The organism is Amycolatopsis orientalis DSM 43388, from assembly GCF_000411975.1.
Taxonomy (GTDB): domain Bacteria; phylum Actinomycetota; class Actinomycetes; order Mycobacteriales; family Pseudonocardiaceae; genus Amycolatopsis; species Amycolatopsis orientalis_D.
In genome coordinates this window covers 19,435-45,025 of sequence record NZ_ASXG01000040.1, presented here as the reverse complement: position 1 = coordinate 45,025, position 25,591 = coordinate 19,435, and the positions used below count along the sequence as shown (strand labels likewise).

Annotated in this window: 24 protein-coding genes; 14 read left to right on the top strand and 10 right to left on the bottom strand. The window is 70.9% G+C overall.

Annotated features, from left to right (window positions below; translation table 11 throughout):
* Nucleotides 1-9 precede the first annotated feature (9 nt).
* Together L942_RS07255 and L942_RS07250 are read right to left on the bottom strand one after the other, a co-directional pair.
* Nucleotides 10-1,200, bottom strand: a complete 1,191-nt coding sequence (locus L942_RS07255) for a zinc-dependent alcohol dehydrogenase (RefSeq protein WP_037356644.1) — start codon at nucleotides 1,198-1,200, stop codon at nucleotides 10-12.
* A 35-nt stretch (nucleotides 1,201-1,235) separates the two neighbouring features.
* A complete protein-coding gene (locus L942_RS07250) occupies nucleotides 1,236-1,853 on the bottom strand; it encodes a UdgX family uracil-DNA binding protein (RefSeq protein ID WP_037356641.1) in 618 nt (205 codons plus the stop codon).
* A 77-nt stretch (nucleotides 1,854-1,930) separates the two neighbouring features.
* Between L942_RS07250 and L942_RS07245 the strand changes: the two genes are divergently transcribed.
* The 5 genes from L942_RS07245 to L942_RS07225 all read left to right on the top strand — a co-directional run bounded on the left by L942_RS07245 (nucleotide 1,931) and on the right by L942_RS07225 (nucleotide 7,307).
* Entirely contained in the window at nucleotides 1,931-2,488 is a 558-nt protein-coding gene (locus L942_RS07245) for a hemerythrin domain-containing protein (protein ID WP_037356638.1), read from the top strand.
* 15 nt (nucleotides 2,489-2,503) lie between these two features.
* Nucleotides 2,504-3,316: a family 1 encapsulin nanocompartment shell protein gene (locus L942_RS07240; RefSeq protein WP_037356636.1), complete on the top strand. Its 813-nt coding sequence runs from the start codon at nucleotides 2,504-2,506 to the stop codon at nucleotides 3,314-3,316.
* Between the two features lie 39 nt (nucleotides 3,317-3,355).
* Nucleotides 3,356-4,480, top strand: a complete 1,125-nt coding sequence (locus L942_RS07235) for an NAD(P)-dependent malic enzyme (RefSeq protein WP_037356633.1) — start codon at nucleotides 3,356-3,358, stop codon at nucleotides 4,478-4,480.
* A 13-nt stretch (nucleotides 4,481-4,493) separates the two neighbouring features.
* The gene (locus L942_RS07230; protein ID WP_037356630.1) at nucleotides 4,494-5,936 is read left to right on the top strand and encodes a CYTH and CHAD domain-containing protein; all 1,443 of its coding nucleotides are present in this window, start codon (nucleotides 4,494-4,496) and stop codon (nucleotides 5,934-5,936) included.
* Nucleotides 5,937-6,506: 570 nt separating this feature from the next.
* Nucleotides 6,507-7,307, top strand: a complete 801-nt coding sequence (locus L942_RS07225; RefSeq protein WP_037356627.1) for a SigB/SigF/SigG family RNA polymerase sigma factor — start codon at nucleotides 6,507-6,509, stop codon at nucleotides 7,305-7,307.
* A 59-nt stretch (nucleotides 7,308-7,366) separates the two neighbouring features.
* Here L942_RS07225 and L942_RS07220 read toward each other — a convergent pair whose 3' ends face one another.
* Both L942_RS07220 and L942_RS07215 read right to left on the bottom strand, forming a co-directional pair.
* Nucleotides 7,367-8,701 carry an MFS transporter gene (locus tag L942_RS07220; RefSeq protein WP_037356622.1) on the bottom strand — a complete coding sequence of 445 codons (1,335 nt, stop codon included), beginning with the start codon at nucleotides 8,699-8,701 and terminating at the stop codon, nucleotides 7,367-7,369.
* A 16-nt stretch (nucleotides 8,702-8,717) separates the two neighbouring features.
* Entirely contained in the window at nucleotides 8,718-9,992 is a 1,275-nt protein-coding gene (locus tag L942_RS07215; RefSeq protein WP_037356619.1) for a hydroxyacid-oxoacid transhydrogenase, read from the bottom strand.
* A 120-nt stretch (nucleotides 9,993-10,112) separates the two neighbouring features.
* Here L942_RS07215 and L942_RS07210 point away from each other — a divergent pair, with 120 nt between their 5' ends.
* Nucleotides 10,113-12,977 carry an FAD-binding and (Fe-S)-binding domain-containing protein gene (locus L942_RS07210; RefSeq protein ID WP_037356616.1) on the top strand — a complete coding sequence of 955 codons (2,865 nt, stop codon included), beginning with the start codon at nucleotides 10,113-10,115 and terminating at the stop codon, nucleotides 12,975-12,977.
* Between the two features lie 33 nt (nucleotides 12,978-13,010).
* On the opposite strand, the gene L942_RS07205 is transcribed toward L942_RS07210, so the two are convergent.
* Nucleotides 13,011-13,802, bottom strand: coding sequence for an IclR family transcriptional regulator (locus L942_RS07205; RefSeq protein WP_051165776.1), 792 nt, complete (start codon nucleotides 13,800-13,802; stop codon nucleotides 13,011-13,013).
* A 220-nt stretch (nucleotides 13,803-14,022) separates the two neighbouring features.
* Between L942_RS07205 and L942_RS07200 the strand changes: the two genes are divergently transcribed.
* Nucleotides 14,023-14,541, top strand: a complete 519-nt coding sequence (locus L942_RS07200) for a MarR family winged helix-turn-helix transcriptional regulator (RefSeq protein WP_051165775.1) — start codon at nucleotides 14,023-14,025, stop codon at nucleotides 14,539-14,541.
* On the opposite strand, the gene L942_RS07195 is transcribed toward L942_RS07200, so the two are convergent.
* Together L942_RS07195 and L942_RS07190 are read right to left on the bottom strand one after the other, a co-directional pair.
* A complete protein-coding gene (locus L942_RS07195) occupies nucleotides 14,490-15,305 on the bottom strand; it encodes an SDR family oxidoreductase (protein WP_037356613.1) in 816 nt (271 codons plus the stop codon). The genes L942_RS07200 and L942_RS07195 overlap by 52 nt on opposite strands.
* 123 nt (nucleotides 15,306-15,428) lie before the next feature.
* Nucleotides 15,429-16,448: a DNA topoisomerase IB gene (locus L942_RS07190; protein ID WP_037356610.1), complete on the bottom strand. Its 1,020-nt coding sequence runs from the start codon at nucleotides 16,446-16,448 to the stop codon at nucleotides 15,429-15,431.
* Nucleotides 16,449-16,648: 200 nt separating this feature from the next.
* Here L942_RS07190 and L942_RS07185 point away from each other — a divergent pair, with 200 nt between their 5' ends.
* The 3 genes from L942_RS07185 (at nucleotide 16,649) to L942_RS07175 (ending at nucleotide 19,533) form a co-directional block, all read left to right on the top strand.
* Nucleotides 16,649-16,885 carry a DUF4383 domain-containing protein gene (locus tag L942_RS07185; RefSeq protein ID WP_081654967.1) on the top strand — a complete coding sequence of 79 codons (237 nt, stop codon included), beginning with the start codon at nucleotides 16,649-16,651 and terminating at the stop codon, nucleotides 16,883-16,885.
* Nucleotides 16,885-18,372 carry an FAD-dependent oxidoreductase gene (locus tag L942_RS07180; protein ID WP_037356607.1) on the top strand — a complete coding sequence of 496 codons (1,488 nt, stop codon included), beginning with the start codon at nucleotides 16,885-16,887 and terminating at the stop codon, nucleotides 18,370-18,372. The genes L942_RS07185 and L942_RS07180 overlap by 1 nt, the downstream gene beginning before the upstream one ends.
* A 345-nt stretch (nucleotides 18,373-18,717) precedes the next feature.
* Nucleotides 18,718-19,533 (top strand): DUF1206 domain-containing protein, encoded by an 816-nt coding sequence (locus L942_RS07175; RefSeq protein ID WP_037356604.1) that lies wholly within the window; start codon nucleotides 18,718-18,720, stop codon nucleotides 19,531-19,533.
* 17 nt (nucleotides 19,534-19,550) lie between these two features.
* Here the strand turns inward: L942_RS07175 and L942_RS07170 are convergent, their stop codons facing one another.
* Nucleotides 19,551-20,645 (bottom strand): carboxylate-amine ligase, encoded by a 1,095-nt coding sequence (locus L942_RS07170; RefSeq protein WP_037356601.1) that lies wholly within the window; start codon nucleotides 20,643-20,645, stop codon nucleotides 19,551-19,553.
* A gap of 155 nt (nucleotides 20,646-20,800) precedes the next feature.
* Here L942_RS07170 and L942_RS07165 point away from each other — a divergent pair, with 155 nt between their 5' ends.
* A complete protein-coding gene (locus L942_RS07165; protein ID WP_037356598.1) occupies nucleotides 20,801-21,280 on the top strand; it encodes a hemerythrin domain-containing protein in 480 nt (159 codons plus the stop codon).
* Nucleotides 21,281-21,675: 395 nt separating this feature from the next.
* On the opposite strand, the gene L942_RS44160 is transcribed toward L942_RS07165, so the two are convergent.
* Nucleotides 21,676-21,849, bottom strand: a complete 174-nt coding sequence (locus L942_RS44160; RefSeq protein WP_158684435.1) for a hypothetical protein — start codon at nucleotides 21,847-21,849, stop codon at nucleotides 21,676-21,678.
* A 100-nt stretch (nucleotides 21,850-21,949) separates the two neighbouring features.
* On the opposite strand from L942_RS44160, the gene L942_RS07160 reads away from it, so the two are divergent.
* From L942_RS07160 to L942_RS07150, 3 genes are all read left to right on the top strand, one after another.
* Nucleotides 21,950-23,416: an aminotransferase class I/II-fold pyridoxal phosphate-dependent enzyme gene (locus tag L942_RS07160; RefSeq protein WP_037356595.1), complete on the top strand. Its 1,467-nt coding sequence runs from the start codon at nucleotides 21,950-21,952 to the stop codon at nucleotides 23,414-23,416.
* Nucleotides 23,417-23,452: 36 nt separating this feature from the next.
* Nucleotides 23,453-23,914, top strand: a complete 462-nt coding sequence (locus L942_RS07155; protein WP_037356592.1) for a DUF6098 family protein — start codon at nucleotides 23,453-23,455, stop codon at nucleotides 23,912-23,914.
* Between the two features lie 160 nt (nucleotides 23,915-24,074).
* Nucleotides 24,075-25,016 carry a zinc-binding dehydrogenase gene (locus L942_RS07150; RefSeq protein ID WP_037356589.1) on the top strand — a complete coding sequence of 314 codons (942 nt, stop codon included), beginning with the start codon at nucleotides 24,075-24,077 and terminating at the stop codon, nucleotides 25,014-25,016.
* 70 nt (nucleotides 25,017-25,086) lie between these two features.
* On the opposite strand, the gene L942_RS07145 is transcribed toward L942_RS07150, so the two are convergent.
* Nucleotides 25,087-25,545, bottom strand: coding sequence for an Lrp/AsnC family transcriptional regulator (locus L942_RS07145; protein WP_037356586.1), 459 nt, complete (start codon nucleotides 25,543-25,545; stop codon nucleotides 25,087-25,089).
* Between the last annotated feature and the right edge of the window lie 46 nt (nucleotides 25,546-25,591).

The following is a 25,591-nucleotide window of genomic DNA, read 5'->3' as shown; positions in this document are numbered from 1 at the left end:
CGCACCCCGTTACGCCGCCGGTTCCAGCAGGACCTTCTGCGCCCCGTCGAGCTTCTTCTGGAACATCTCGTACGCCCGCGGCGCCTCCGCCAGCGGAAGCTTGTGCGTCGCGAAGCCTTCGACGCCCAGCGGATCCCCGTCCGCGGTGAGCAGCGGCAGGACGTCGTCGATCCACCGGCGCACGTTCGTCTGCCCGGTGTGCAGCCGGATCTGCTTGTCGAACAGTTCCATCATCGGGATCGGGTCGGCCATCCCGCCGTACACCCCGGACAGCGAGATCGTGCCGCCGCGCCGGACGCTGTCGATCGCCGCGTACAGCACGCTCAGCCGGTCGATCCCGGCCTTCTCGGTCACCTTCGCGCCGAGAGTCTGCGGCAGCAGCGCGACCAGGTTGTGCGCGAGTTTCCCGATCGGCGCGCCGTGTGCTTCCATGCCGACCGCGTCGATCACCGAGTCCGCGCCGCGGCCGCCGGTGAGGTCGCGGATCGCGTCGCCGATCCGCCGGTGGTCGCGCAGGTCCAGCGTGGTCGCGCCGTGCGCGCGGGCCCGCGCCAGCCGTTCCGGCACGAGATCGACGCCGATCACCTCGCCCGCGCCCTGGTGCAGCGCGACCCGGGCGGCCATCTGGCCGATCGGGCCCAGCCCGAAGACCACGACGGAGCCGCCGTCGGGAACGTCCGCGTACGCGACCGCCTGCCACGCGGTCGGGACCACGTCGGAGAGGTAGACGAACCGTTCGTCCGGCGGGCCGTCGGGCACCTTGATCGGCCCGTACTGCGCCTGCGGAACCCGCAGGTACTCGGCCTGCCCGCCGGGCACCTGCCCGTAGAGCTTCGTGTAGCCGAACAGCGCCGCGCCCTTCTCCTGGTCCTTGACCTGGGTGACTTCGCACTGCGACTGCAGCCCGCGTTCGCACATCCAGCAACGGCCGCAGGAAATGTTGAACGGCACCACCACGCGGTCGCCGGGTTTCAGCGAACTCACGGCGCTGCCGACTTCCTCGACGATCCCCATCGGCTCGTGGCCGAGGACGTCGCCCTCGGTCATGAACGGGCCGAGGACCTCGTACAGGTGCAGGTCCGAGCCGCAGATGCCGGTGGAGGTCACCCGCACGACGGCGTCGGTCGGTTCCTCGATCTTCGGATCCGGGACGTCGTCGACTCGCACGTCCCGCTTGCCGTGCCAGGTCACTGCCTTCATGGCGGCCGGATTCCCCGTGCCGGTGCGGGCAAACGTCAGAGTCCGCGCAGGTCGGCGACGAACTCGTCGTACGCGGTGTCCCGGTCGGGCGCGCGCAGCACCGCCGACGGATGCACGGTGGCGACCGCGGAGGCGAACAGGCCGGCGAACTCCTCCGGCGGGTCGAGCGGTTCGCCGCGATGCCGGGTGAGCCGGAAACCGCTGCCGTACACCGATTGCGCCGCCGTCGCGCCCAGCAGCAGCACGAGCCGCGGCTGCACGGCCCGCAGTTCGGCCACCAGCCACGGACGGCACGCCACCACCTCGGACCGCGCCGGCTTTTCGTGGATCCGGCGTTTGCCGCGGAGCTTGAACTTGAAGTGCTTCACCGCATTGGTCACGTAGAGGGAAGCGCGGTCGAGACCCGCGTCTTCCAGGGCTCGGTCGAGCAGCTTGCCGGCCGGGCCGACGAACGGTTCGCCGCGCCGGTCTTCCTGGTCGCCGGGCTGTTCGCCGAGGGCGAAGATGTCCGCGCGCTCGGCTCCCGCGCCGAAAACCGTCTCCGTGGCGTCGCGATACAGACCGCAGCCGCGGCACTCGCGGGCGGCTCGGCGGAGCTTGCCGAGGCTCGTGGTGTCCGGCGGTTCGGCTCCCGGTTCCTGACGCGCGACCATCGGATCTCGTTACCCGCAACGGGCCCTGGGCAAACACGGCGAGCGCGCCGCCGCCGGGAGAGCTAACGTCGGGGGCCATGACCGACATCACCAGCCTGATCCTCGACGACCACGAGCGGTTCCGGCGGGCGTTCGCGGCACTGGACGACCTCGCCCGCCCGGACGAGCTGGCGCGGGCGTGGGAACCGCTCGCCGACCTGCTGGACCTGCACGCGGCGGCCGAGGAGGCGGTCTTCTACCCCGAGCTGATCCAGCGCGGCGCCGACGCCGAGGACGAGACGCTCGACGCGGTCGGCGACCACAACGACATCCGCGACGCGGTCGCCGAAAGCCGCAGGCACCCGCCGGGCAGCGCGGCCTGGCACGCGGCGGTCCGGAAGGCCCGCACCGCCAACAGCGAGCACATGGCCGAGGAGGAGGACGACGCGCTCGCCGACTTCCGCAAGCACGCCGACGCCGGCCTGCGCGAGGAACTCGGGCGGAAGTTCCTCGCGTTCAAGGCCGAGCACGAGGGGGCCAAGGGCATCGACACCGGGGACGTCGACCCGGCGCGCTACGTCGCGGAGCAGGAGCGCAAGGCCGGCAAGACCCCGTCCGACGACGGTTCGCTGGGCATCGGCAGCCTGAAGGACTGAACGAGAGGGAGCACGATGAACCACCTGATGCGCGACCTCGCGCCGATCCCGGCCGAAGGCTGGAAGCGGATCGACGACGAGGCGCGAGAGCGGCTGGCGACGCACCTGGCGGCCCGCAAGATGGTCGACGTCGAAGGCCCGCACGGCTGGCAGCACTCGGCCACGCCGCTCGGCCGGACCCGGCGCATCGACCCGCCGGAGGCCGCGCGCGAGCGCGAGACCCTCGCCCAGCAGCGCCGGGTGCTCCCGCTGGTGGAGGTGCGCGTGCCGTTCACCGTCGCGCGCGGGGAACTCGAGGACGCCGAACGCGGCGCCGACGACCTGGAGTTCGACGACCTGGACCAGGCCGCCGCGCAGGTGGGCCTCCTGGAGAACCGGACGGTGTTCCACGGCTGGCCGGACGCCGGGATCACCGGGATCGTCGAGGCGAGCCCGTACGACCACGGGACGCTCGGCACCGACCCGGAGCGTTACCCGCACGTCGTGGCCAACGCGGTGAACACGTTGCGGTGCAACGGAATCGAGGGCCCGTACGCGCTCGCGATCAATCCCGAGGGCTACACCTCGATCGTGGAGAGCACCGAACACGGCGGCCTTCTCGTGCTCGACCACCTCCGCCGCGCTCTCGGCGGCGGCCGGGTCAAGCGGACGCCGGGGCTGGCCGGCGCGGTCGTGCTGAGCCTGTCCGGCGGGGACTTCGTGCTCGAACTCGGCCAGGACCTCTCGGTCGGCTACCGGCACCACGACGCCGAAACGCTCACGCTGTACCTGGAGGAGAGCTTCAGCTTCCGGGCGACCGAACCGGACGCCGCGCTCGTGCTGGACTGAGCACGATTCCGCGGCCGCGCGGCCGGGTATCCGGCTGCCATGAGCAGTCGCGGAAAGATCCAGGTCACCACCCGAGTGCGGCTCGACGACGCCGGCGACCTCGCCGAGCACTACACGCCCGGCGTCGCCGAGCTGGCCAAACGCGTCGCCGAGGACCCGGCGGTGCTGGCACGGGAGACCGTGCGCAGCAACTCCGTCGCGATCGTGTCCGACGGTTCGGCGCTGCTCGGGCTCGGCGACCAGGGCCCGGCTGCCGCGCTGCCGGTGATGGAGGGCAAAGCGGCGCTGCTGAAGCGGTTCGCCGACGTCGACGCCTGGCCGATCTGCCCGGTCAGCCGCGAACCGGAGGACCTGGTGCGCACCGCCAAGGATCTCGCGACGTCCTTCGGCGCGATCAACCTGGAGGACATCGCCGCGCCCCGGTGCTTCACCGTCGAGCGCCAGCTGCACGACGAACTGGACATCCCGGTCTTCCACGACGACCAGCACGGGACCGCGATCGCCGTGCTCGCCGCCCTGCACAACGCGCTCAAGCTGACCGGCCGCACGCCGGAGGACACCTCGGTGGTGCTCTCCGGAGCGGGCGCGGCGGGTTCCGCGATCGCGCGGCTGCTGCTGAAGGCCAACTTCCGCGCCGACCGGATCGTGGTCTGCGACAGCCACGGCGCCTTGCACGGCGAACGCGATCTGACCGGCGAGAAGCAATGGCTCGCGGAGAACACCAACCGCGGCGACGCGGTCCGGGGAAGTCTTCAGGACGCCCTGCGGGACGCGGACGTCTTCATCGGCGTGAGCGTCGGCGGCCTGCTCAAGGGCGACGACCTCGCCCGGATGGCCGACCGGGCGATCGTGTTCGCGCTGGCCAATCCGGATCCGGAGGTCGATCCGGACGCCGCGCGCGAGCACGCGGAGATCGTCGCGACCGGCCGCAGCGACCTGCCCAACCAGATCAACAACGTCCTCGTGTTTCCGGGGATGTTCCGCGGCCTGCTCGACTCCGGGGCCGCGAGGGTGACCGCCCGGATGCTGCTCGCGGCGTCGCACGCGCTGGCCGCCACGGTCGGCGACGACCTCGACCGGGAGCACATCGTGCCCAGCGTCTTCGACGAGGGCCTGGTGCCCGCGATCGCCGAGGGAGTCGCTGGCGCGGCCGAAGACGACTGAAGGAGCTGGAAAAATGAAAAGCGCAGAATCCGGGCGCAAGTACGAGCTGAGTCTGACCGCCCGGGTGCCGCAGCTGGCGGGCAAGGGGATCGGCCAGGAAGCTCCCGCCGAACACACCGTGGAGACGGTTTATTACGACACCAAGGATTTCCGGCTGTGCGGAGCCGGGATCACCCTGCGAAGAAGCAGCGATTCGGGGTGGTGCTTGACCGTCCCCGGACGAGAGCCGCAGTTCGCGCACGACGACGACCCGAAGCCGCCCGCCTCGATCACCGCGCTGGTTCGCGCCTACACACTCGGCCGCAAGGTCCGGCCGGTTGCGCAGCTGCGGACCGACCGGTTCACCCACCGCCTCACCGACGCTTCCGGCACCACCCTGGCGACGCTGGCCGACGACCACGTCACCGGCGAATTCCTGGGGGGACAAGCACTTCGGCTGGACCGCTGGCGGGAGCTGGACGTCGAGCTGGCCGCGGACTCCGCGCCGGAGCTTCTCGACCGCCTTGATCGCACCTTGCGCAAGCGCGGGGCCGAGGACGCGCGGTGGCCGTCGAAACTGCAGCGGTTGCTCGGAGCCGAGACCGGGCGGGCATCCGGTCCGGACGAGGTCCTGCGGGCGTATCTGAGCGAGCAATTCGAGCGGTTGCGTCGCGCCGATCTGGGGTTCCGGGCCGGGGCGGACGATTCGGTGCACCAGCTGCGGGTCGCGGCGCGCAAGCTGCGGAGCGCGCTGCAGACGTTCGGTTCCTTGGCGGGCAAGAAGAAGGCCAAAGCCGTCGCGGCGGAGCTGAAATGGCTGGGCGGCGAACTCGCGCCCGCGCGCGACGCCGAAGTCAGCCAGGCGCGCCTCGAAACCTGTCTCGACGAGGTCCCTTCGGAGCTGGTTTTCGGGCCATTGCGGCAATACCTCACCCGCGACTTCGCGCGCACCTCGCAAACGGAACTCGTGCGGGCGACGGAAGCGTTGTCCAGCAACCGATACCTCACGTTGCTGCAGTCGATCGACGCGCTGCTCGACACGATGCGCCCGGCCGGCAAGAAGGCATTGCGGAAGCCGCTGCGCAAGACCGCGCGCAAGCTCTATCGCGCTGCCGCGGCGACGGAAGGGCTCAGCGGCGCCGAGCTGGAGAAGGCGCTGCACAACGTCCGGAAGAAGGCGAAGCGCGCTCGCTATGCCGCGGACGCCGTCCGGCCGGTGTTCGGCAAGAAGCTGCGTGCCTGGCGCAAGAACGTCAAGGCAGTGCAGCAGACGCTCGGCAAGCATCAGGACAGCGTGGTCGACCGCGCGGCGTTGCGGCACCTCGCGATCGACGGTTTCGGCGAGAACCAGAACACCTTCACTTTCGGCCTTCTTTACGGCCGGGACGAAGCCGCGGCGAAGATGCTGCGGGACCGGTTCGCCGACGAATGGCGCACGGTGCGCAAGGGCGTTCGCCCGGCCTGGCTGAAGGCCTGAGCACTGGCGTCCACAGTGGACAGCAGAAACGCCGGCGGTGTTCTGGCGTCACCGGCGTCCCCGCGGCAACGAAAGTCTTGTGGCGGACTTGGGCCCGCGGTGCGGTCTTTCTACCCCGGCGGGGTCCTTCCCTTGGAAGTCCACCGTCCCGACGAGCGCCGCGCACGTGCTCGCGCGCTACGGGCTGGCCTAGGTTGCGCGGGTACTGCTCCCTGCGCTGGCGGCGGCGTCCCGCGCAGCTGACCGGTCGGTCACCGCATAGCGTGCCGACGATCACCGCATCGGGTTTGCCAACTTGGCGTTCCGTCGGCAGTTCCGCCGAACTCGCCACTCTGCCGCGCCCGCCCGCGCCGGCTTGAGCCCCCGTCCGGGTGGGCGGCTGATTGATCTTGCCCTCGAACGGGTACCACCCGGCCAGGACGCTCCGGCTTCCCGGCGAGCGCGCGGCTCCGGCGTTCGCTCGCCTTGCGGCGTCCGGCACCGTCCACTAAGGATTACTAGCGTCGCCGAAGCGATGCGCACCAGGGCACTACCCGAGTCACGTTCCGTTCGGCTGTCAGGAGGACCTGCATGACCGCGGCGACCATGACCCGCACCCGGCGCGACGACTACCGGCACTGCGCGGCGCTGTTCGAGGAAATCAGCCGCCTCGCCGAAGACACCGGCGAGCGCTCCCGGCTGCGCCGCCGTCTCATCGAGGAACACCTCCCGCTGGCCGAGCACATCGCGCGCCGCTTCGCCCGGCGCGGCCAGCCGTCCGAAGACCTCCTGCAGGTGGCGCGGATCGGCCTGATCAACGCCGTCGACCGCTACGACCCGGCGCGGCGGACGGATTTCGTCGCGTTCGCCGTCCCGACCGTGATGGGCGAGGTCCGCCGGTACTTCCGCGACCACACCTGGTCGGTCCGGGTCCCGCGCCGGCTCAAGGAACTCCACCTGCGGATCGGCCAAGCCGCCACCGAACTGGGCCAGCGCCTCGGCCGCGCGCCGACCGCCCGCGAACTCGCCGACCACCTCGACCTGGACCTCGACGAGGTCGCCGAAGCCCTGCACGCCGGAAACGCCTACCAGGCCTCGTCGATCGACTTCCCGGCCCACGACGACACCGGCTCGCTCGCGCTGGCCGACACACTCGGCGACGACGATCCCGAACTCGAGAAACTCGAGGACCGCGAAACGCTCAAGCCGCTTCTGCGCAGCCTGCCGGAACGGGAGCGCGCGATTGTCGTCCTGCGGTTCTTCTCGAACATGACGCAGAGCCAGATCGCGGAGCGGGTCGGGTTGTCGCAGATGCAGGTCTCGCGGTTGCTGGCGCGCACGCTGACCACGTTGCGGGAGCAGCTCACCGAAGCGGCCAGGGCCGATCGCTGACCGTCCGTGCGAGGGAACTCCGCGGAAATCAGAGTTCCCCGCACGGACTTCGGGGTCGCTCAGGTGAAGCGGGGAACCTCCTTGGCCGGGGCGGTCGCCCGCGCGTCGTCTTCGAACAGGTCGCTCTGCCGGATCGCCAGGGTGCAGGCGACGCTGATCACGGTCGTCGCCGCGAGGTAGACCAGGATGCCGGTCGTCCCGGTCCGTCCGGCGAGGTAGGCGAGGACCAGCGGGGTGAGTCCCGAGGCCACGACGCCGGAAAGCTGGTACACGACGGAAATCCCCGTGCAGCGCCGCGAAATCGGGAACAGTTCGGCATAGAACGCCGCCTGCGGGCCGTACATCACCGGGTAGCTGATGCCCAGCACCGCGACGAGCGACAGCGTGATCAGCACCGGGTTTCCGCCGTGCAGCGCGGCCAGTGCGGGGATCGCCAGCACCAGCGTCGTCACGGCTCCGGCCGTGAAGGTCCGGCGGCGCCCGAACCGGTCGGACACCTTGCCGAACACCGGGATGAACACGACCATCACCGCGGCCGCGATCATCACGCCGACCAGCAGCGGCTGCCGGTCCAGTTTCAGCGTCCCGCTGCCGTAGGAGATCACGAAGACCGCCCACGCGTTGAACGCCACGCCCTCGGTGAAGCGGCTGCCCATGCCGAGCAGCAGGTGCCGCCGGGAGAGCCGGTCGCGGACCAGTTCGACGGCGGGCACGGTGGCCGTGCCCTCCTCCGCCGCCATGATGCGGAAGGCCGGCGTTTCCATCACCTTGACCCGGATCAGCAGGCCCGCCACCACCAGCACGGCCGACAGCAGGAAGCCGATCCGCCAGCCCCACCGCAGGAACGCCTCGTCGCTGGTGACCGCGTTCAGCAGCGCCAGCACGCCGGTGCCCAGCGTGAGCCCGATGGCCAGGCCGATCTGCGGGAAACTGCCGTAGAGACCGCGTTTCCCGGCCGGGGCGTATTCGGTGGCCATCAGCACCGCGCCGCCCCATTCGCCGCCGACCGCGACGCCTTGGGCCAGCCGGAGGACGACGAGGATGATCGGTGCGGCCGGTCCGATCATCCGGTAGTCGGGCAGGAGCCCGATCAGGCAGGTCGCGGTGCCCATGATCAGCATGGTCGCGACGAGGATCTTCTTGCGGCCCACCCGGTCGCCGAGGTGGCCGAAGACGAACCCGCCGATCGGGCGGGCAAGGAAGCCGAGCGCGAAGGTCGCGAACGCCAGCACGGTGCCGACCAGGGGATCGGAGCCGGGGAAGTACAGTTTGTTGAAGACGAGACCCGCGGCGGTGCCGTACAGGAAGAAGTCGTACCACTCGACGGTCGTGCCGAACACGCTGGACGCGACTACGAGGCGGACGTCGGTGCTTTTCTCCGGAGTTGTCGCCATTGATAACTCCCGGTGGTCACAGCGAGCGGCGGAAGATGTCTTCGAGCGCGGTCCGGGTGACCGGACGGGGCACGACGGCCAGCTGGCGGGTCTGCTTGAGGGTGCCGTCGACGAGGGTGTCGATGTCCTCGTCGCCGTAACCGAACGCGTGCAGTCCCTTCGGCATCTGGATGTCGGCCATCAGTTCGGCGAGCACGTGCGGGAGGGCGTCGGCGCCGTCCGTGGCGGTGAACGTCTGCCCGCCGGACAGCAGATGCGCGGCGTGCAGATGCCGTTCCGGCGCCGCGGGATAGGTCCAGCGGAAGACCTCGGCGGCGGTCGCGGACACCGCTTGGCCGTGCGGGACCATCGGCATTTCCGGGTAGCCCTCGGCGCGGTACTGCTTCACCGCCCCGGCGATCGGGTAGGCGTTGGCGTGCGGCAGGTGGGTGCCGGCGTTGCCGAACCCGGTTCCGGCGTAGGTGGACGCGAGCGCCATCTGGGTGCGCGCGGTCAGGTCGCGTCCATTGAGGACAGCGGCGCGCAAATGCTTGCCCACCAACGTCAACGCCATCTCGCACCAGACGTCGCTGATCGGGTTGGAGCCGCAGAAGGCCGGTCGCTTCATCGGGTCTGCCGGTGCGGGCTTCGCGTCGAACGCGACGCTGGTGTAGCTCTCCAGCGCGTGCGAGAGCACATCCATGCCGCTGGCCGCGGTCACCGCCGAGGGCAGGCTGATCGTGGTGCGCGGGTCGACCACCGCGAGCGACGGCCGCAGCGACGGGTGGCTCACCCCGGCCTTGAGGTGCAGGCCGAGCAGGTCGACGACGCAGATCGTGGTCGATTCGGACCCGGTGCCCGCGGTGGTCGGGACGGCGATCAGCGGCTTCAGCGGCAGCCACGGCGCCTTGCCCGCGCCGATCGGCGGGGTCACGAAGTCGAGCAGTTCGCCCGGGTGCGTGGTCAGCAGATTGACGGCCTTGGCGGTGTCGATCGCCGAACCGCCGCCGATCGCGACGAAGCAGTCCCATTCCTCCTGACGGGCGTAGGCGACCGCTTCGTCGATGCTCGCGTCGGTCGGTTCGACCCCGACGCCGTCGAAGATCTCGCTTTTCACTCCGGCCGCGCGGATCGAGTCGAGCACCCGGTCCGGGATCCCGGTGCCGCGGACGCCGGGGTCGGTGAGGATCAGGCACGACTTGGCCTGCCGGGCGGCCACCTCCGCGCCCAGCTCGTCGAGCGCGCCGGCGCCGAATTTGAGCGGGGGCGCGGCCCAGGTGAAGACGCTTTCGTTGCGGGGCAGGTCGGACAAGGAGACCACTCCTCACGTCGATGTTGACAACATGTGGAAGCTATATCCACTATGTGGCGAGCCTTCACGGTAGCCCGGCGACCGCGGCGCTGTGAACCCCCGATTTCCCAGGAGACGCCCATGCCGGTCCGGACCCGTTCGCATTCGGCACTGCAGGAGGCACTCGCGCGGGCGGTGTCCGGCGAAGTCGCCGGCGACCCGGCCACGCTTGCCACCCACTCGACCGACGCGTCGAATTACCGGCACGTCCCGCTGCTCGTGGTGCGGCCGCGCAGCGCGGAAGACGTGGTGGCCGCGCTGGAGGTGTGCGCGGACCACGGCGCGCCGGTCCTCCCGCGCGGCGCGGCGACCAGCATCGGCGGACAGGCCGCGAACCGGGCGGTCATCGTGGACTTCACCCGGCATCTGAACCGCGTGCTGGAACTCGATCCCGCGGCCCGCACCGCGCGCGTCGAACCCGGCCTCGTCCTCGACCGGCTGCGCGAGCAGGCCGCCGGGCACGGGCTCACCTTCGGCCCGGACCCGTCGACGCACAGCCGCTGCACGATCGGCGGCATGATCGGCAACAACGCCTGCGGTTCGCATTCGGTGGCTTGGGGCAAGACGGTCGACAACGTCCGCGCGCTCGAGATCGCCCTCCTCGACGGGACCCGGCTCGAAGTCGGCCCGACCTCCCCGGCGGAGCTGGAGGAGCTCTGCGCGCGCCAGGATCGGGTCGGACAGCTGTACCGCCGCCTGCGGGACCTGCGCGACGAATACCTGGCCGACATCCGGCTCGGCTACCCGAAACTGCCGCGGCGGGTTTCCGGGTACAACCTCGAATACCTGTTGCCGGAGAACGGTTTCGACGTCGCCAAGGCCTTGGTCGGCGCCGAGGGCACCTGCGCGACGATGCTGAGCGCGGTCGTCGACCTGGCCCCGATCCCGGCGGCGCGCGCTCTCGCCGTGCTGGGCTTCGAGAACAGCGTCGCCGCGGCGGACGCGGTTCCGTCGCTGCTCGACCTCCCGGTGCTGACCATGGAGGGCATCGAAGCCGGTCTCGTCGCCGCCCTCGACGCCCGGAAACCCGGCGACCGCAGCACCTTGCCGGACGGAACGGCGTGGCTGTACCTGGAAACCGGCGGCGCCGACGCGGCGGAGGCCCTTGCCGTCGCGCGGCAGGTCGCCGCGCGTGCCCCGCGGGTGGGGGCGTCTTCGCTGGTGGTGGCAGACCCGGCCGCGCAACGGAAACTCTGGCGGATCCGCGAGGAAGGCGCGGGTCTCGCGACGCGGCTGGCCGACGGTTCGGAGGCGTGGTCGGGCTGGGAAGACTCCGCGGTCCCGCCCGAGCGGCTCGGCTCGTACCTGCGCGAATTCGACCTGCTGCTGGACAAGCACGGCCGCAAAGGCGTGGTCTACGGCCATTTCGGCGACGGCTGCCTGCACGTGCGGATCGATTTCCCGATGGCCGCGCCGGAGGCGAAGGAAGCGTATCGGGCATTCATGGTCGAGGCAGCGGAACTCGTGGTGTCCCATGGCGGTTCGCTGTCCGGCGAACACGGGGACGGCCAGGCCCGAGCCGAGCTGCTGCCGCTGATGTTCTCGCCGCGGCTGATGCAGGCCTTCGCCGATTTCAAAGCCGCCTTCGACCCCGCGAACGGCATGAACCCGGGCCGCGTCGTCGATCCCGCGCCGCTGGACGCCGATTTGCGCACCGTGGTCGCCCCGCCGGTCCTGCCGACCCGCGCCCGGCTCGCCCTGCACGCCGACGACGGAGACCTGGCCGCGGCCTCCCGCCGCTGCGTGGGTGTCGGCAAATGCGTCTCCGCGTCCGGCGGGATGATGTGCCCGAGCTACCGCGCCACCGGCAAGGAGGAACACTCGACCCGCGGCCGGGCGCGCCTGTTGTTCGAAATGCTCGCCGGGGAGGTCATCGAGGACGGCTGGCGTTCCCCCGAAGTCCGCGACGCGCTCGACCTCTGCCTCGGCTGCAAGGCCTGCAAATCCGATTGCCCGGTCGGCGTGGACATGGCCTCCTACCGGACGGAATTCCTCAGCCGCCACTACGAACGCCGGATCCGGCCGATGGCGCACTACACCATGGGCGCGCTGCCGCGCTGGCTCCGGCTAGGCGCGCCGTTCGCGCGCGCGATCAACGCCGTGGCCCGCGGCCCCCTTCGCCCAGCCCTGAACCGGCTCGGCGGGATCGCCGCCGAACGCGCATTGCCGCAACTCGCTTCGCCGACGTTCGTTGCGTGGTTCCGCCGTCGGGAGCGGGCGAGGTCGGCGTCGAAGGTCGTGCTGTGGCCGGACACCTTCACGAACTTCTTCGATCCGCAGGTCGGCCGCGATGCGGTGGCCGTGCTGGAAGCGCTGGGCCACGAAGTGGTGATCCCGGAGCGCACTGTCTGTTGTGGACTGACCTGGCACAGCACCGGACAGCTTGCTCCGGCGCGCCGGGTCCTGCGCCGCTCGCTGGACGCGCTCGATCCGTGGCTGCAGCAAGGAATCCCGGTGATCGGCCTGGAGCCGAGCTGCACCGCGACCCTGCGCGAAGACGGCTCCGAGCTGCTGCCCGACGACCCGCGCGCAGGCCTGCTGAAGCGCAGTGTGCGAACTTTCGCCGAACACGTGGGGGAGAGCGAGCTTCCCGCGTTGAAGAAGTCCGCGGCGCCGGTGCTCACCCAGGTGCACTGTCACCAGCACGCCGAGCTCGGCTACGACGCCGACTCGCGGCTGCTCGACCGGCTGTCCGAACACTCGCAGGTGCTGCGCGAGGGCTGCTGCGGCCTGGCCGGGAACTTCGGTTTCCAGCGAGGGCATTACGACGTTTCCGTCGCTGTCGCGGAACACCAGCTGATGCCCGCACTGCGCGCGGCCCCGGAGGGGACCGTGGTGCACGCGGACGGGTTCAGCTGCCGGACCCAGATCCGGCAGCTGTCGGAGCACCGGCCCGCGCATCTGGCGTCCCTGACGGCGCGGGCATTGGGGGTGAGCAGCGAGTGAGCAGGGGCCAGGCCGCGCTCGTCCAGCCGTGAATCAGTAGCGAGTGAGCCGGTCCGGTGGCAGGAACGGTGCGATCTCCTTGGCCGCCTCGATCGCGAGCGCGCCCAGCTCGGGCACCCGGTCCTCGGGCAACCGCACGGTCGGCACCTGGATGACCACCGCCGCCCGGGCCAGCCCTCGCTCGTCCAGCACCCCGGCGCCGACACAGCGCACTCCGGCGACGTTCTCCTCGTTGTCGATGCTGTACCCGCGATCGCGGGTCTCGGCGAGTTCGAGCGCGAGGTCGTCGCGGGTGGCGAGGGTGTGCGGCGTCAGCGCGGGCAATTGCTCGGGGAGGCCCGCGAGGTAGGACTCCGCGTCGAGGGAATTGGCGAGCATCGCTTTGCCGGAAGCCGTGGCGTACAACGGGAAACGCGCGCCGGGATGCTGCTCGAACCGCAACGGCAGCGTCGACTGCGCCCGCAGCAGCACCACCGATTCGTCGCCTTCGCGGATGGTGAGGTTCACCGATTCGCCGGTGTCCGCGTTGATCCGCTGGATCACCGGCAGCGCGAGCTGGAGCCCGTGCACGCGTTGGGCCGCCTGGCCCAGCAGGATCGCGCCCGGGCCGAGGTGGTAGCTGTCGGTGCGAGGGTTGTGCGCGAGGAGCCCGTCGACGCTCAGCGCGCGCACCACCCGGTGCGTCGTGCCCGGCGTGAGGTCCAGCTTGCGGGCGATCGCGGACAGCGTGAGCTCTCCGTCCTCGTCCATGAGGAGCCGCAGGATGCCGAGTGCTCGGCGAATGGCCTGCGTTCCGGCGGGCGGCTGTGCTCCGGTCTGGTTCACCTGGGTTCCGTGATTCTCGCGCTGTCGGTCCGAACAAGGTTAACCCGTCGCTGTGTTTGATGGCGCCGACTCCGTCGTCGCGGGCGGGATCGCCTTCAAGTCGGCGATCCCGCGTTGGGGTTGCGTGGGAGGTGGCGGCTGTCCGCGCGGCTGCGGGGGCGGCCGCGCGGGGCCGTATCATCGGGATCGTACGGTCCGCCAACGATGGGCAGGGGAAACGATGTCAGGTCCGCTGGTGCCGGGCGGGATCGGGGAGCACACGAGCTGTCTCCTGGTCAAGCTCGGCCAGGTCGTGTTCCGGCTCGCCGAGGACCGGCTGCACGAGCTGGGCCTGCGGGTGCGGCACTACAGCGTCCTGCAGGCGCTCGCCGACAACGGGCCGATGTCGCAGCTGTCCCTTGGCGCGTACCTGCGGATCGACCCGGCGACCATGGTCAGCAGCCTGGACGACCTGGAAAACCTCGGCCTCGCCGCGCGGGCCCGCGACCCCGAGGACCGGCGGCGTTACGTCGTCGACCTCAGCGACGCGGGACGGAAGACGCTGCGCGAGGCGAACGAGCTGCTGGCCGGCCTCGACCGGCACGTGCTCAGCGACCTTCCGCAGCGCTCCCGCGATCCCCTGCACAAGCTGCTCGCCAAGATGAACGAGGGCGACACCCTGCCCGGGGACTTCGACCGGATGCGGGATCAGGCCGGGTCGACGAAAATGTCCAGCGCCAGTTCGCCGTCGCCGCGCTGATAACCGGACAGATCGGTCACGCCTTCGGCGGCGAGCACCTCGTCGTCGATGAAGAGGTTCCCGGTGCACTCGCGCGACGGCCGGGTGAGAATCGCGTACGCGGCATCGGCGATGATCGACGGCGTGCGCGCTTGGCTCGCCCCGCCGATGATGTTGCGCACTGCCGCGGTGTCGATGAGGGTGCGCGGCCACAGTGAATTCGCGGCGATTCCGTCCGCTTTGAGTTCCTCCGCCAGGCCTACCGTGCACAGGCTCATGCCGTACTTGGAGAGCGTGTAGCCCAGGTGCGCGCCGATCCACGCGGGGGAGAGGTTCAGCGGCGGCGACAACGTCAGGATGTGCGGGCTCGCCGCCTTGCGCAGATGCGGGATCGCTGCCTTGCTCAGCAGGAACGTGCCGCGGGTGTTGATGTCCTGCATGAGGTCGTAGCGCTTCATCGAGAGCTCTTCGGTGCGCGACAGGTTGAGCGCGCTGGCGTTGTTCACGACGATGTCGATGCCGCCGAACTGGGAGACCGCCGCTTCGGTCGCGGAGAGCACGTCGTCCTCCGACCGCACGTCGCCGACGACCGGCAGCGCCTTCCCGCCCGCGGCCTCGATCTCCTTGGCCGCGGTGTAGACGGTGCCTTCCAGCTTCGGATGCGGTTCGGCGGTTTTGGCCAGCAGGACGACGTTCGCCCCGTCCCGCGCCGCGCGGGTCGCGATGGCCAAGCCGATGCCGCGGCTGCCGCCGGACATCAGGACGGTCTTTCCGGCGAGAGTCATGGCCGGGGTCCTTTCGGGTGGGCGAACGTGGTCGGCAGGCCGCCCGAGGGTGGCCGTGAGCGCAACATACCATTAGTGCTGCGTATTATTTAAGGGGCAAAAGCTCACCGCACAGCGCTGAGCTCACCCGCGCGAGGTCCGCCGCAGCAGGCGGAGCACGGCTTTCTCGATCCGCTCCCGCAGCTCCTCCTCCGTCAGCCCGTCCGCGTCCGCCTTGCGCAGCGCCCGGTGCACCGTGTGGTGCCGCTCGAACTCGCGCAGTACCCGCGGGTCGACATACGAGCGGCGCGCGACCGCGGGCGTGTTGCCCAGTTCCTCCGCGACCTCCTTCATCGCCGCGCTCTCGGCCCTGGCCAGGCCGCGCTGGGAAGTCGGGGCCTCCTGGGCGGCGAGCGAGGCGGCGGCGAGCACAGTCGCGTGCCACGTGCGCAGGTCCTTCACCGTGAACTCGTCCCCGGCGAGTTCCTTGAACCGCTCGTTGACGTCGGCGGCGTGCAGTTCGTGCCAGCCGTCCTTGGTGCGGTAGGCGAACAGGCGCGAGGTGCCGGTGCGGCAGCGGCGGAGCGACTTGAGGACGGCGGCGAGTTCGCTGTCCCGCAGCCCCAGGGACCGGACCAGGCCGCTTTTGGCGGGGTAGCAGAAGGTCAGCTCGTCGCCGCTGATTTTCACGTGTTCGCGCAGCAGCGTGGTCGCCCCGTGGGAGCCGTTGGTTTCGGCGTACTCCTCGCCGCCGCTGCGGAAGACGCCCCGGTCGATCATCCGCAGCGCGGCGGCCGAGACCCGCAGCCGGTCGAGGCGCGGGCGGCGCAGGTCGTCGCGGATGGCGGCGCGCACGTCCGGCAGCGCGTCCGCCAGCGCGAGCACCCGGTCGTGTTTCTCCTCGTCGCGCGCCCGGCGCCATTCGGGGTGGTAGAGGTACTGGCGGCGGCCCGCGTCGTCGGTCCCGACGGCCTGGATGTGCCCGGTGGGATGCGGGCAGATCCACACCCGGCGCCACGCAGGCGGGATGACGAGGTCGCGGATGCGCTCCAGAACCTCGGGATCGGTCACCGGGGAGCCGTCCGGCGCGAGGTAGCGGAAACCGCGGCCCCGCCGCTGCCGCTTGATGCCTGGCGAGGACAGCTCGCTCCGCCGTAACCGCATGCTCGCGGTTGCCCGCGGCGGCCCGGTTCAAACCGGATTCCGGACGCCGGTTGGCCGCTGGACCACAGGTCTGTCCCGCGCGCCGGAGTTCGGCGGCCAGCGGCCCCGGTCGCTCGCCCGACGTTTGCCCGATGCCGCACTGGTTACCCGGTTACCTGCGCGCCGGACCCGGCGCGGGCGAACCAGGGAGGGCTCCGGTCATGTCAACCGCCGTTGTACGGCGTACCCCGTGCCAGCTCGCCGCTGCCGGGGCGGTGTCCCTGGTCGGCGGCGGGGTGCTCTGCCTGGTCCGGTCGGTCTGCGAGCTGGTCGCCGACCACGGCAGCTCGGCCGACTTCGTCCCGGTCCGCCCCGCCGAAAACTGGCTGCACCTCGGCCTCGCCGCGGCGATGATCGCGCTCGGCGTCGTTCCCATGAGCGCCCGGAGGAGCCTCTGATGACCACCACCGCAGAACAGTCCCTGTGGCTCGCGACCGCCGCGGCGTCCAGCCGGTCCTGTCTGAGCGGCCGGGAACGCGCCGAGGTCGCCGTGATCGGCGGGGGCATCGCCGGGTTGACCACCGCGCTGTTACTCGCCCGCCGGGGCGTGCACGTGGCGGTCCTCGAATCCGGGCGCATCGCGGAAGGGGCCAGCGGCAACAACACCGCCAAGGTCACCGCACTGCAGTCCACTGTGTACTCGACACTCGCCCGGGAACACGACGCGGCCACCGCGACGGCATACGCCGAGGCGGCGCTGGCCGGGGTCGAACTGGTAGCGGAACTGGCCGAACCGATCAGCTGCGGGCTCCGCAGGTTGCCCGCCGCGACGTTCGCGATGGACGCCGACGAGGTGGACACCGTGCGGGCCGAGTACGAAGCCGCGCAGCAGGCCGGTCTGCCGGTCGAGTGGACGGCCACGCTCGACCTGCCGGTGCCGGTGCACGGCGCGGTGCGCCTGCCCGGGCAGCTCGCGCTCCATCCGGCCGACTACGTGCGCGGGCTCGCCGACGCCGTCGAGGCCGAGGGCGGGCGCGTCTTCGAGAACAGCCGGGTGCGCGAGGTGAGCGCGGCACCGCCGTATCGCGTCACGACCGCCGACGGCGCACTCGACGCCGAGAACGTGGTCGTCGCGACGCACTACCCGATCCTCGATCGAGGGTTGTTCTTCCCCCGGTTGGAGGTGCAACGGTCGTATTGCGTGGCCGCCACCTTGAAGTCCGGCAAGCCGCCGCAGGACCTGGCGATCAGCGCCGGGAGTCCATTGTGGTCTTTCGCCTCCTACGAGGACCGGCTGATCCTCGGCGGGCAGGGCCATCCGGCGGGCGACCCGGCCGACTTCGCGCGGTACACCGCGCTGGGCGAGTTCGCCGCCCGCCACTTCGACCTCGACGAGATCACCCACCGCTGGTCCGCGCAGGACCCGAAGGCCTACGACAGCATCCCGCTCGCCGGCCCGTATTTCCCGGGTGCCCGGAAACTGTGGGTCGAGACGGGATTCGGCAAATGGGGCCTGGCGATGGGCACCGCGGCGGCGGCCGTGGTCGCGGACGGGATCACCGGATCCGCCAATCCGCACCGGAATCTCTTTTCCCCGCAGCGGCTTTCGCTCCGGTCCGCTTCGAAGCTGGTGCAGCAGAACGCGAAAGTGGCGAAGGATTTCGTGGGCGACCGGCTCGCCCCGCTCGACGCGAAAAGCACCGACGACATCCCCGTGGACCAGGCGAAAGTGCTGGCGGACGGGCACGGGCGCAAAGGCGTTTACCGAGACCGCGAAGGCACTTTGCACGCGGTGTCCCTGCGCTGTACGCATCTCGGTTGTTTCGTGCGGTTCAACGCCGCGGAACGCAGCTGGGACTGCCCGTGCCACGGTTCGCGGTTCGACGTCGACGGGAGCGTGCTCGAAGGTCCCGCGACCGCGCCGCTGCCCCCGCGGACTCCGTGAAACTCAACCGGGTTCGCCGGGCCAAACCGGACCCGCCCTGTGCGGGACGTACTCGCCGACGCAGACTGCGGTGGGTTCGCTCAAGAGCAAGGCGAAGGAAGCGAAGAACAAGGCCAAGTAGCCGGCGCTGGGAACACGGACCGGTCGTGCCCGGGGTTCCTGCCCGTCAGACGCCCCGTTGGCCCGCTGTCTGCGCGAGGTGGTTCTGCCCGGTTTCGGCGAGAGAAGGATCAGGCGGGTCCCGGTTGGGTCCACAAAGGACGTTCCGGGCCTGGCGAGACTGGGGCGGCGGATTGCGCCGCCTGGCCCAGTGGCAACGGAGACCACAGCGGGTATCCCCACCGCATGAACCGGATCGCCGACAAGGTCGCCCGAGGCGAGAAGACCGACACCGCCCAGCTGCTCGGCCGGGCGGGAATGGCCTGTTACGCGCTCGTGCACCTGATCCTCGCGTATCTCGCCCTGCGCGTCGCGTGGGGCGGCGGCGGGCAGCCGGACCAGAAGGGCGTCCTGCAGGAGGTCGGGTCGACGGCGTTCGGCCGGATCCTGCTGTGGGTGGTCGCGGCCGGGCTGGTCGCGTTCGGACTGTGGCAGTTCCTGATGGCCGCGACCGGATACACGTGGACCAGCGGCGGGAAGCGCACGCGCAAGCGGCTCGGCGCCGCCGCGCGAGGGATTGCCGTGCTCGCGGTGGGCGCCACGGCCTTCCGGCTCGCGGCGGGCGCCGGAGGGGGCGGTTCGAGCGACCAGACCCAGCAGGAGTTCACCGCGAAGCTGCTCCAGCTGCCCGCCGGCCCGGCGCTCGTGGTGGTCGCCGCCGCGGTGGTGCTCGGCGTCGCCGTCGCGGCCGGGGTCAAGGGAGGGAAGCAGACTTTCCTCGAGGACCTGGATTTCAGCGGGCTGCCCGGCAAGTCCCGGCGCTGGGTCGGGCAGCTGGGGAGCACCGGATACCTGGCGAAGGCGGTCGTGTTCGCGGTGACGGCGTTCCTGCTGGGCTACGCCGGTTTCCGCTTCGACGCGAGGCAGGCGGGCGGCCTGGACGCCAGCCTGAAGACTCTCGCTGCCCAGCCGTTCGGCGCGGTGCTGCTGACTGGGGTGGCACTCGGTCTGGCGGCGTTCGGCGGCTACTGCCTGGCGGCGGCCTGGGCGCACCGGCGCTGACCGGACGCCGGATCGCGTCAGGGGTTTCCCGCCAGCAGGTCCACGACGTCCTCGCCGCGCCGCCGTTCGGCGAAGCGGCGCAGTTGCCGGTCCGCGCCGCTGCCCTCGGCGCACAGCCGCGCCGTCGCCTCCTGCGCGAACTCCCGGTCCCCGGCTGAGTCCAGCGCGGCCGAGGTCAGCTCGATCAGGTCGGCGAGCACCGCCTTGGCCGGCGCCAAATCGCCGCTGCGCGGATGCGGGCAACAGCCGCTGATGCCGTCCCGAGACGCGCGCCAGAGCTGGGCTCGCAGCACCTCGTTCGACAGATCCGGCGGGGGACCGTCGTCGGCCAGCGCGGTGGCGACCAGCCCGCGCGCCAGCACCCCCAGCAACACCGCTTCCTCCGGTGTCGCGGCGACGTCGGAGACGCGGAACTCGATCGTCGGCTGCTTCTCCGAGAGCCGGACGTCCCAGTAGACCATCCCGCGGTCCAGGATCGCGCCCGCACGCAGCCACGCGTCGACGACGCTTTCGTACTCGTCCAGCGACGCGAACCGCGGCGGCGGCCCGGCTGAGGGCCACCGGGCCCATTGCTGGTAGCGCCAGCTGCGGTAACCGGTGTCGTACCCGTCGGCGATCGCGGAATTCGCGGTCACGGTCAGCAGCGCGGGCAGCCACGGCCGGACCCGCCCGAGCACCCGGACGCCGGCCTCCTTGTCCGGGATCGCCACGTGCACGTGGCAGCCGCAGGTCAGCGACGTCCGCGCGGTCGCGCCGAAATGCGCGCCGATCCGCTCGTAGCGCGGATGCCGGGTGACGTCCGGCAGGCCCTCTTCCGGCACCGGCGGCGCGCCCGCGGGCAGCAGCCGGCGGTTCCGGCGGCGGGCGGCCCGAGCCAGGTCGTCGCGCAATTCGCGCAGCCGCGCCAGCGCCTCGTCCCGGGTCCGGCAGACATCGGTGGCGATCTCGGCCTGCGACTGGATGAGTTCGTGCTGCAATTCGCCGTTGTCGCCGCCGGTCGCGGCGGCGTGCTCGACCACCTCCGCTGCCGGGGCCGGCCGTCCGTCGCGGTCGACGACGAAGAACTCCTCCTCGATGCCGAAGGTCAGCACGTCGCCGCTCTGGTCGTTCACCGCTGTTCTCCTGGGGTCGGGGCGACGGAGTACCCGCGCGGCTTCGCGGGCAAACGACGTTTTCCCGCCCGGAAAACGGGTAATCCGCCGGGCGAGAAACGGCGGGCGGGGCGATCCCGCGCTGCCCGCGCCCGGACCGCACTGTGAGGACGCCGATGTCGACCGATGCGATCGTGCTGCTCAAGAACGACCACAAGACGGTGGAGAAACTGTTCAAAGAGTTCGAAAAGGCGGGCGACAAGGCCTACCGGAAAAAGCGCCGGATCGTCGACTCGATCATCGAAGAGCTGACCGTTCACGCCTATATCGAGGAAGAGATCTTCTACCCGGCGGCCAGGGAAGCGGTGCCGGAAACCAAAGACCACGTCCTGGAAAGCGTCGAGGAGCACCACGTCGTGGTGTGGATGCTTTCGGAGCTGCTCGACCTGAATCCGGAGGACGAAACCTTCGACGCGAAGGTGACCGTGCTGACCGAAAACGTCCGCCATCACGTCGAGGAAGAAGAGGACGACTGGTTCCCGGAGGTCCGCTCGGCGATGGGGCGCAAACAGCTCCGGGAACTCGGGCAGCGGATGCTCGACGCGCGGCCGGACGCGCCGAAGAATCCGCTGAAACTGCAGAGCGCCAAGGCCTGACCGGCGTCCGGGCCGGACGCGGGGGAGCGGGTCCTCGCGTCCGGCCGGGGAGAACCGAGCAGGGCAGCGTCGAGTCCACAAAGGACTGAGGCAGGCTGGTTCGCGGGCGGCGGCAAGCGCATTCTTCACCGCCCCAGTGGCGGCAGCGACGTCTGTCGTCCCAGGTGCGCATCACCGCGACGGCGAACGTGCGCGATCGGCCTCCCCGCCGAATAACCCGACGAGCCAGGCCATTCGGCGGGCAACTCCGTCCGGCCGGTCCGCGGCGGTTCGACGCCGATGGCGCCCCGTCGGCCGGGAGCCCGCACAAGTCGACGACGGCGAAAGCCGGAAGACGTACAGGCACTCCTGCCTGCCCGGTCCTCCTTCTCGCCGTCGCCGTTTCCGGGGTTCGTTCAGTCGGTTTCCGGCTGCTGCCACGCCCGGCCGGCCCGCTGGGCGATCACCTCGATCTCGTCGCCGACCTCCTGCCAGTTCTGGTCCGTCGGGTCGTGGTCGCCGATCCAGGTGCGCCGCGGCGCCGCGAGGGAGCCGCCGGCCGGCTGCGGTTCGTGTGTCATCTGAGTCATGATTCCTCCGTCTCCGGGCGAAGACCACCTCGGATTACCCTTTCGGGGGCCCCTGAAACGGGGCGGGTTTGAGGTCGGCCGGACCGGGTACGCGAGGCGGGTGGCCGATCATTCCCGCGCACCAGTGCTCGAAGCGATCCGGCGGTTCCGCGCGTCCGGACACGTGTCGTTCCTGCCGCCCGGACACAAACAGGGCCGCGGCGCGGACCCGAGACTGGCCGAGATCGTCGGCCGGGACGTGTTCGCCTCGGACATCATCCTGATGAACGGCCTGGACGACCGGGCGCTCAACCGGGGCGTGCTGGCCAAGGCCGAGGACCTGATGGCGGACGCGGTGCACGCGGACCGCGCGTTCTTCTCCACCTGCGGCAGCTCGCTGTCGGTCAAATCGGCGATGCTGTCGGCCGCCGGACCCGGCGAAGAGCTGCTGATTTCCCGCAACGCGCACAAATCCGTGGTGGCCGGGCTCGTCCTCAGCGGCATCCGGCCGGTATGGGTTCCCCCGCGCTGGGACCGGACCGGGCACTTCGCGCATCCGCCCGGCCCGGACGAAACCGAGGCGGCCTTCGCGGAACACCCGGCGGCGAAGGGAATGCTGCTCATCACGCCGACCGATTACGGGTCCTGTGCGGACATCCGCGGCGTCGCGCGGGTCTGTCACGAGCGCGGAGTGCCGCTGATCGTCGACGAGGCCTGGGGCGCGCACTTCCCCTTCCACCCGGACCTGCCGGCCTGGGCGATGGACGCGGGCGCCGACCTGTGCGTGACGAGCGTGCACAAGATGGGCGCGGGCCTGGAACAGGGCTCGGTCTACCACCTGCGAGGCGACCTGGTGGACGCCGACGTCCTCGCCATGCGAGCCGATCTGCTCGACACGACCAGCCCGTCGTCGCTGATCTACGCCGGGCTCGACGGCTGGCGCCGGCAAATGGTCGAGCACGGCAAAGCACTGCTCGACGAAGTGCTCCGGCTGGCCGCGGACACCCGCGAGCGGCTGGCCGGGATCCCCGGGATCGCCGTGCTGGGAGACGCCGAACTCCTCGGCCCCGGCCGGGCGGACGACCGGGACCCGCTGAAACTGCTGATCGACGTGTCGGAGCTCGGCTGCTCGGGCTACGACGCGAACCACTGGCTGCGGGAACACCAGCGCGTCGACGCCGGGCTGTCGGACCATCGCCGGATCGCCGCCCAGCTGACCGTCGGCGACGACGAGAGCACCGCCGCCCGGCTGGTCGAGGCGCTGCGGGCACTTTCCGGCCGCGCCGGCGAACTGCCGCGCGCCAAACCGGTGGACCTTCCCTCGCCCGAGGACCTGGAACCGGACCAGGCGATGCTGCCGCGCGACGCGTTCTTCGGCCCGGCCGAACAGGTCCCGGTCGAGAAGGCCGCCGGACGGATCGCCGCCGAAACGATGAGCCCGTACCCGCCGGGCGCCCCGGCCGTGCTGCCCGGCGAAGTGCTGACCCGCCCGATGCTCGACTACCTGCGCAGCGGCGTGGAAGCAGGCATGTTCCTGCCCGACCCGGTGGACCCGTTGCTGCGCAGCGTGCGGGTCGTCGCCCGCTGAGATTGCCGCGAGCGGACGTGGGGTAATCCCAGGCCCATGACGGAATGGGACAACCGGCTGCCCGTCGTGCACGACCTGGAGGAACTGGTCTCGGCGTTCCGCCAGGCCGGCGAGGACGACCTGTACGTGCGATGGTCGCTCGGCCCGGACGCGGACCTGAGCTCCGGCGAGGAAAGCCGCGACGGCCTCACCGGGATGCTGCTGCCCGGCCTGTCGGCGAACTCGCTGGCCCGGCAGCCGTGGTGGCGCGGCCGCTCGCTCCGGCTGTGGCTGGCGCGCCGCCTGCACGACTACCAACACCTGCGCGAACGCGGCGGCCCCGGTGTGCGTCCGTGGCTGTTGCGGGGCCGGGAGATCGCGCGAGGTCCGGATAACGAGCCGTTGATCGTGGACGCGGAACCGCTGGCGTGGATCGAAGACGCGGTGATGCACGAAGCACGGCAACTGGTGGCACAGGAGGCCCCGGCGGACTGGGGGTCGATGGACCGGCAAGCCTGACCCGGGACGGCGGAGTTTCTCGCCCTGCGCAAGGAATTCCGCAGTGGCTCCGGCCGCGCGCACTGTTCGTAAGGGGAGTCGTGCGGAGCCGCCAGCTGAGCTCGTGGACAGACCGCCACTCAGCCAGTCGGCAGCTGCCACATCTGCGAAGCTGAAGCACATGCATGCGGTGAAAATCAGGGACGGCGGCTTCGAACTCGGCGATGCGCCCGACCCGACTGCGGACGGCGACCAGGTAGTGGTCCGGATCCGCGCGGCCGGATTGAACGCGGCTGACTTGCAACAGGCCCGGGGCACTTACCCGGCACCTCCCGGCTGGCCGGACGACATCCCGGGGCTGGAGATCGCCGGGGTAGTCGAACAACCGGGCGCGAGCACGTGGGCCGCCGGGGACCGGGTCATGGCCGTGGTCGGCGGCGGCGCGCACGCCGAACGCCTCGCGGTTCCGGCGAGCCTCTTGCTGCCGATCCCGGACTCGGTCGACGACATCCACGCCGCCGGTTTTCCCGAAGCGTTCAGCACTGCCTGGGACGGTCTGGTCGACCAGGCCGACGTCCGCCCCGGCGACCGGGTGCTGGTCACCGGCGCTGCCGGGGGTGTCGGCACCGCGATGCTCCAGGTCGCCAGCCTCGCCGGGGCGGACGTCGTCGCGAGCGTGCGCCGTCCGGAATCGCACGCCGCTGTGCAGGCGTTGGTGCCGGATGCGACAGTCGTGACCCCGGACCAGGAAGAGGACAACGGCCCGTACGACATCGTCGTCGAATTGGTCGGCGGCGAGGACTGCCTGCGCCGCGTGCGGTGGCTCAAGCCGTACGGCCGGATCCTGGTCATCGGAGTCGGCGCCGGAGAGGAGACGTCGCTGCGGCTGTTCGACTTGATGCGGGCCCGCGGCCGGGTGCTCGGGTCGACCATCCGGGCCCGCAGCACCGTCGAGAAGGCGGCCCTCGCGACCCGCGTGCGGGAAGGGCTCCTCGGCGCGCTCGCGGCCGGTCGGCTCACCGTTCCGGTGGACCGCGTTTATCCGCTGGAGCAGGCGACTGAGGCCTATGTCCGGCTGGGTTCGCCGGGAAAGCTCGGCAAGATCGTGCTGCGGATGGACTGATCCTCCTGGCCGGAACGTCGGGTTGGGCCTCGACGCCCAACCCGACTCCGGGGAGTTCAGCGGGACGTCCTCAGGCGTCGCCTTTGATCTTCTTCATCGTCAGGTGCGACGTCACCCGCAAGACGCCGGGCAGACCGGACAGCTTGCGCGTCTGGAACTCCTCGTACGCGGCGTGGTCGGCGACCGCCACGCGGATGAAGTAGTCGGGGCGGCCGAAGAGCCGCCGGAACTCGATGACTTCCTCGTAGGACGCGATGGTGTCCTCGAGCGCCTCGATGGTCGCCCGGTCGGTCGCGTAGACCTCGAGGTCGATCAGCGCCTCCAGCCCCCGGCCGACGGTCTCGGGGTCGATCACCGCGCGGTAGCCGGCGATCACGCCCGCGTCCTCGAGCCGCTTGACCCGGCGCAGGCACGGGGGAGGGGTGAGCCCGACCCGCTTGGCGAGTTCGACGTTGGTCAGCCTGCCGTCCTGGCGGAGGTGAAACAAAATTTCCCGATCGAGCGCATCCAGCTTGACTACATTGCCCACGAGGGCATTCTACCGCCATGATCGGACACCAAATTAGCCGAGGGCT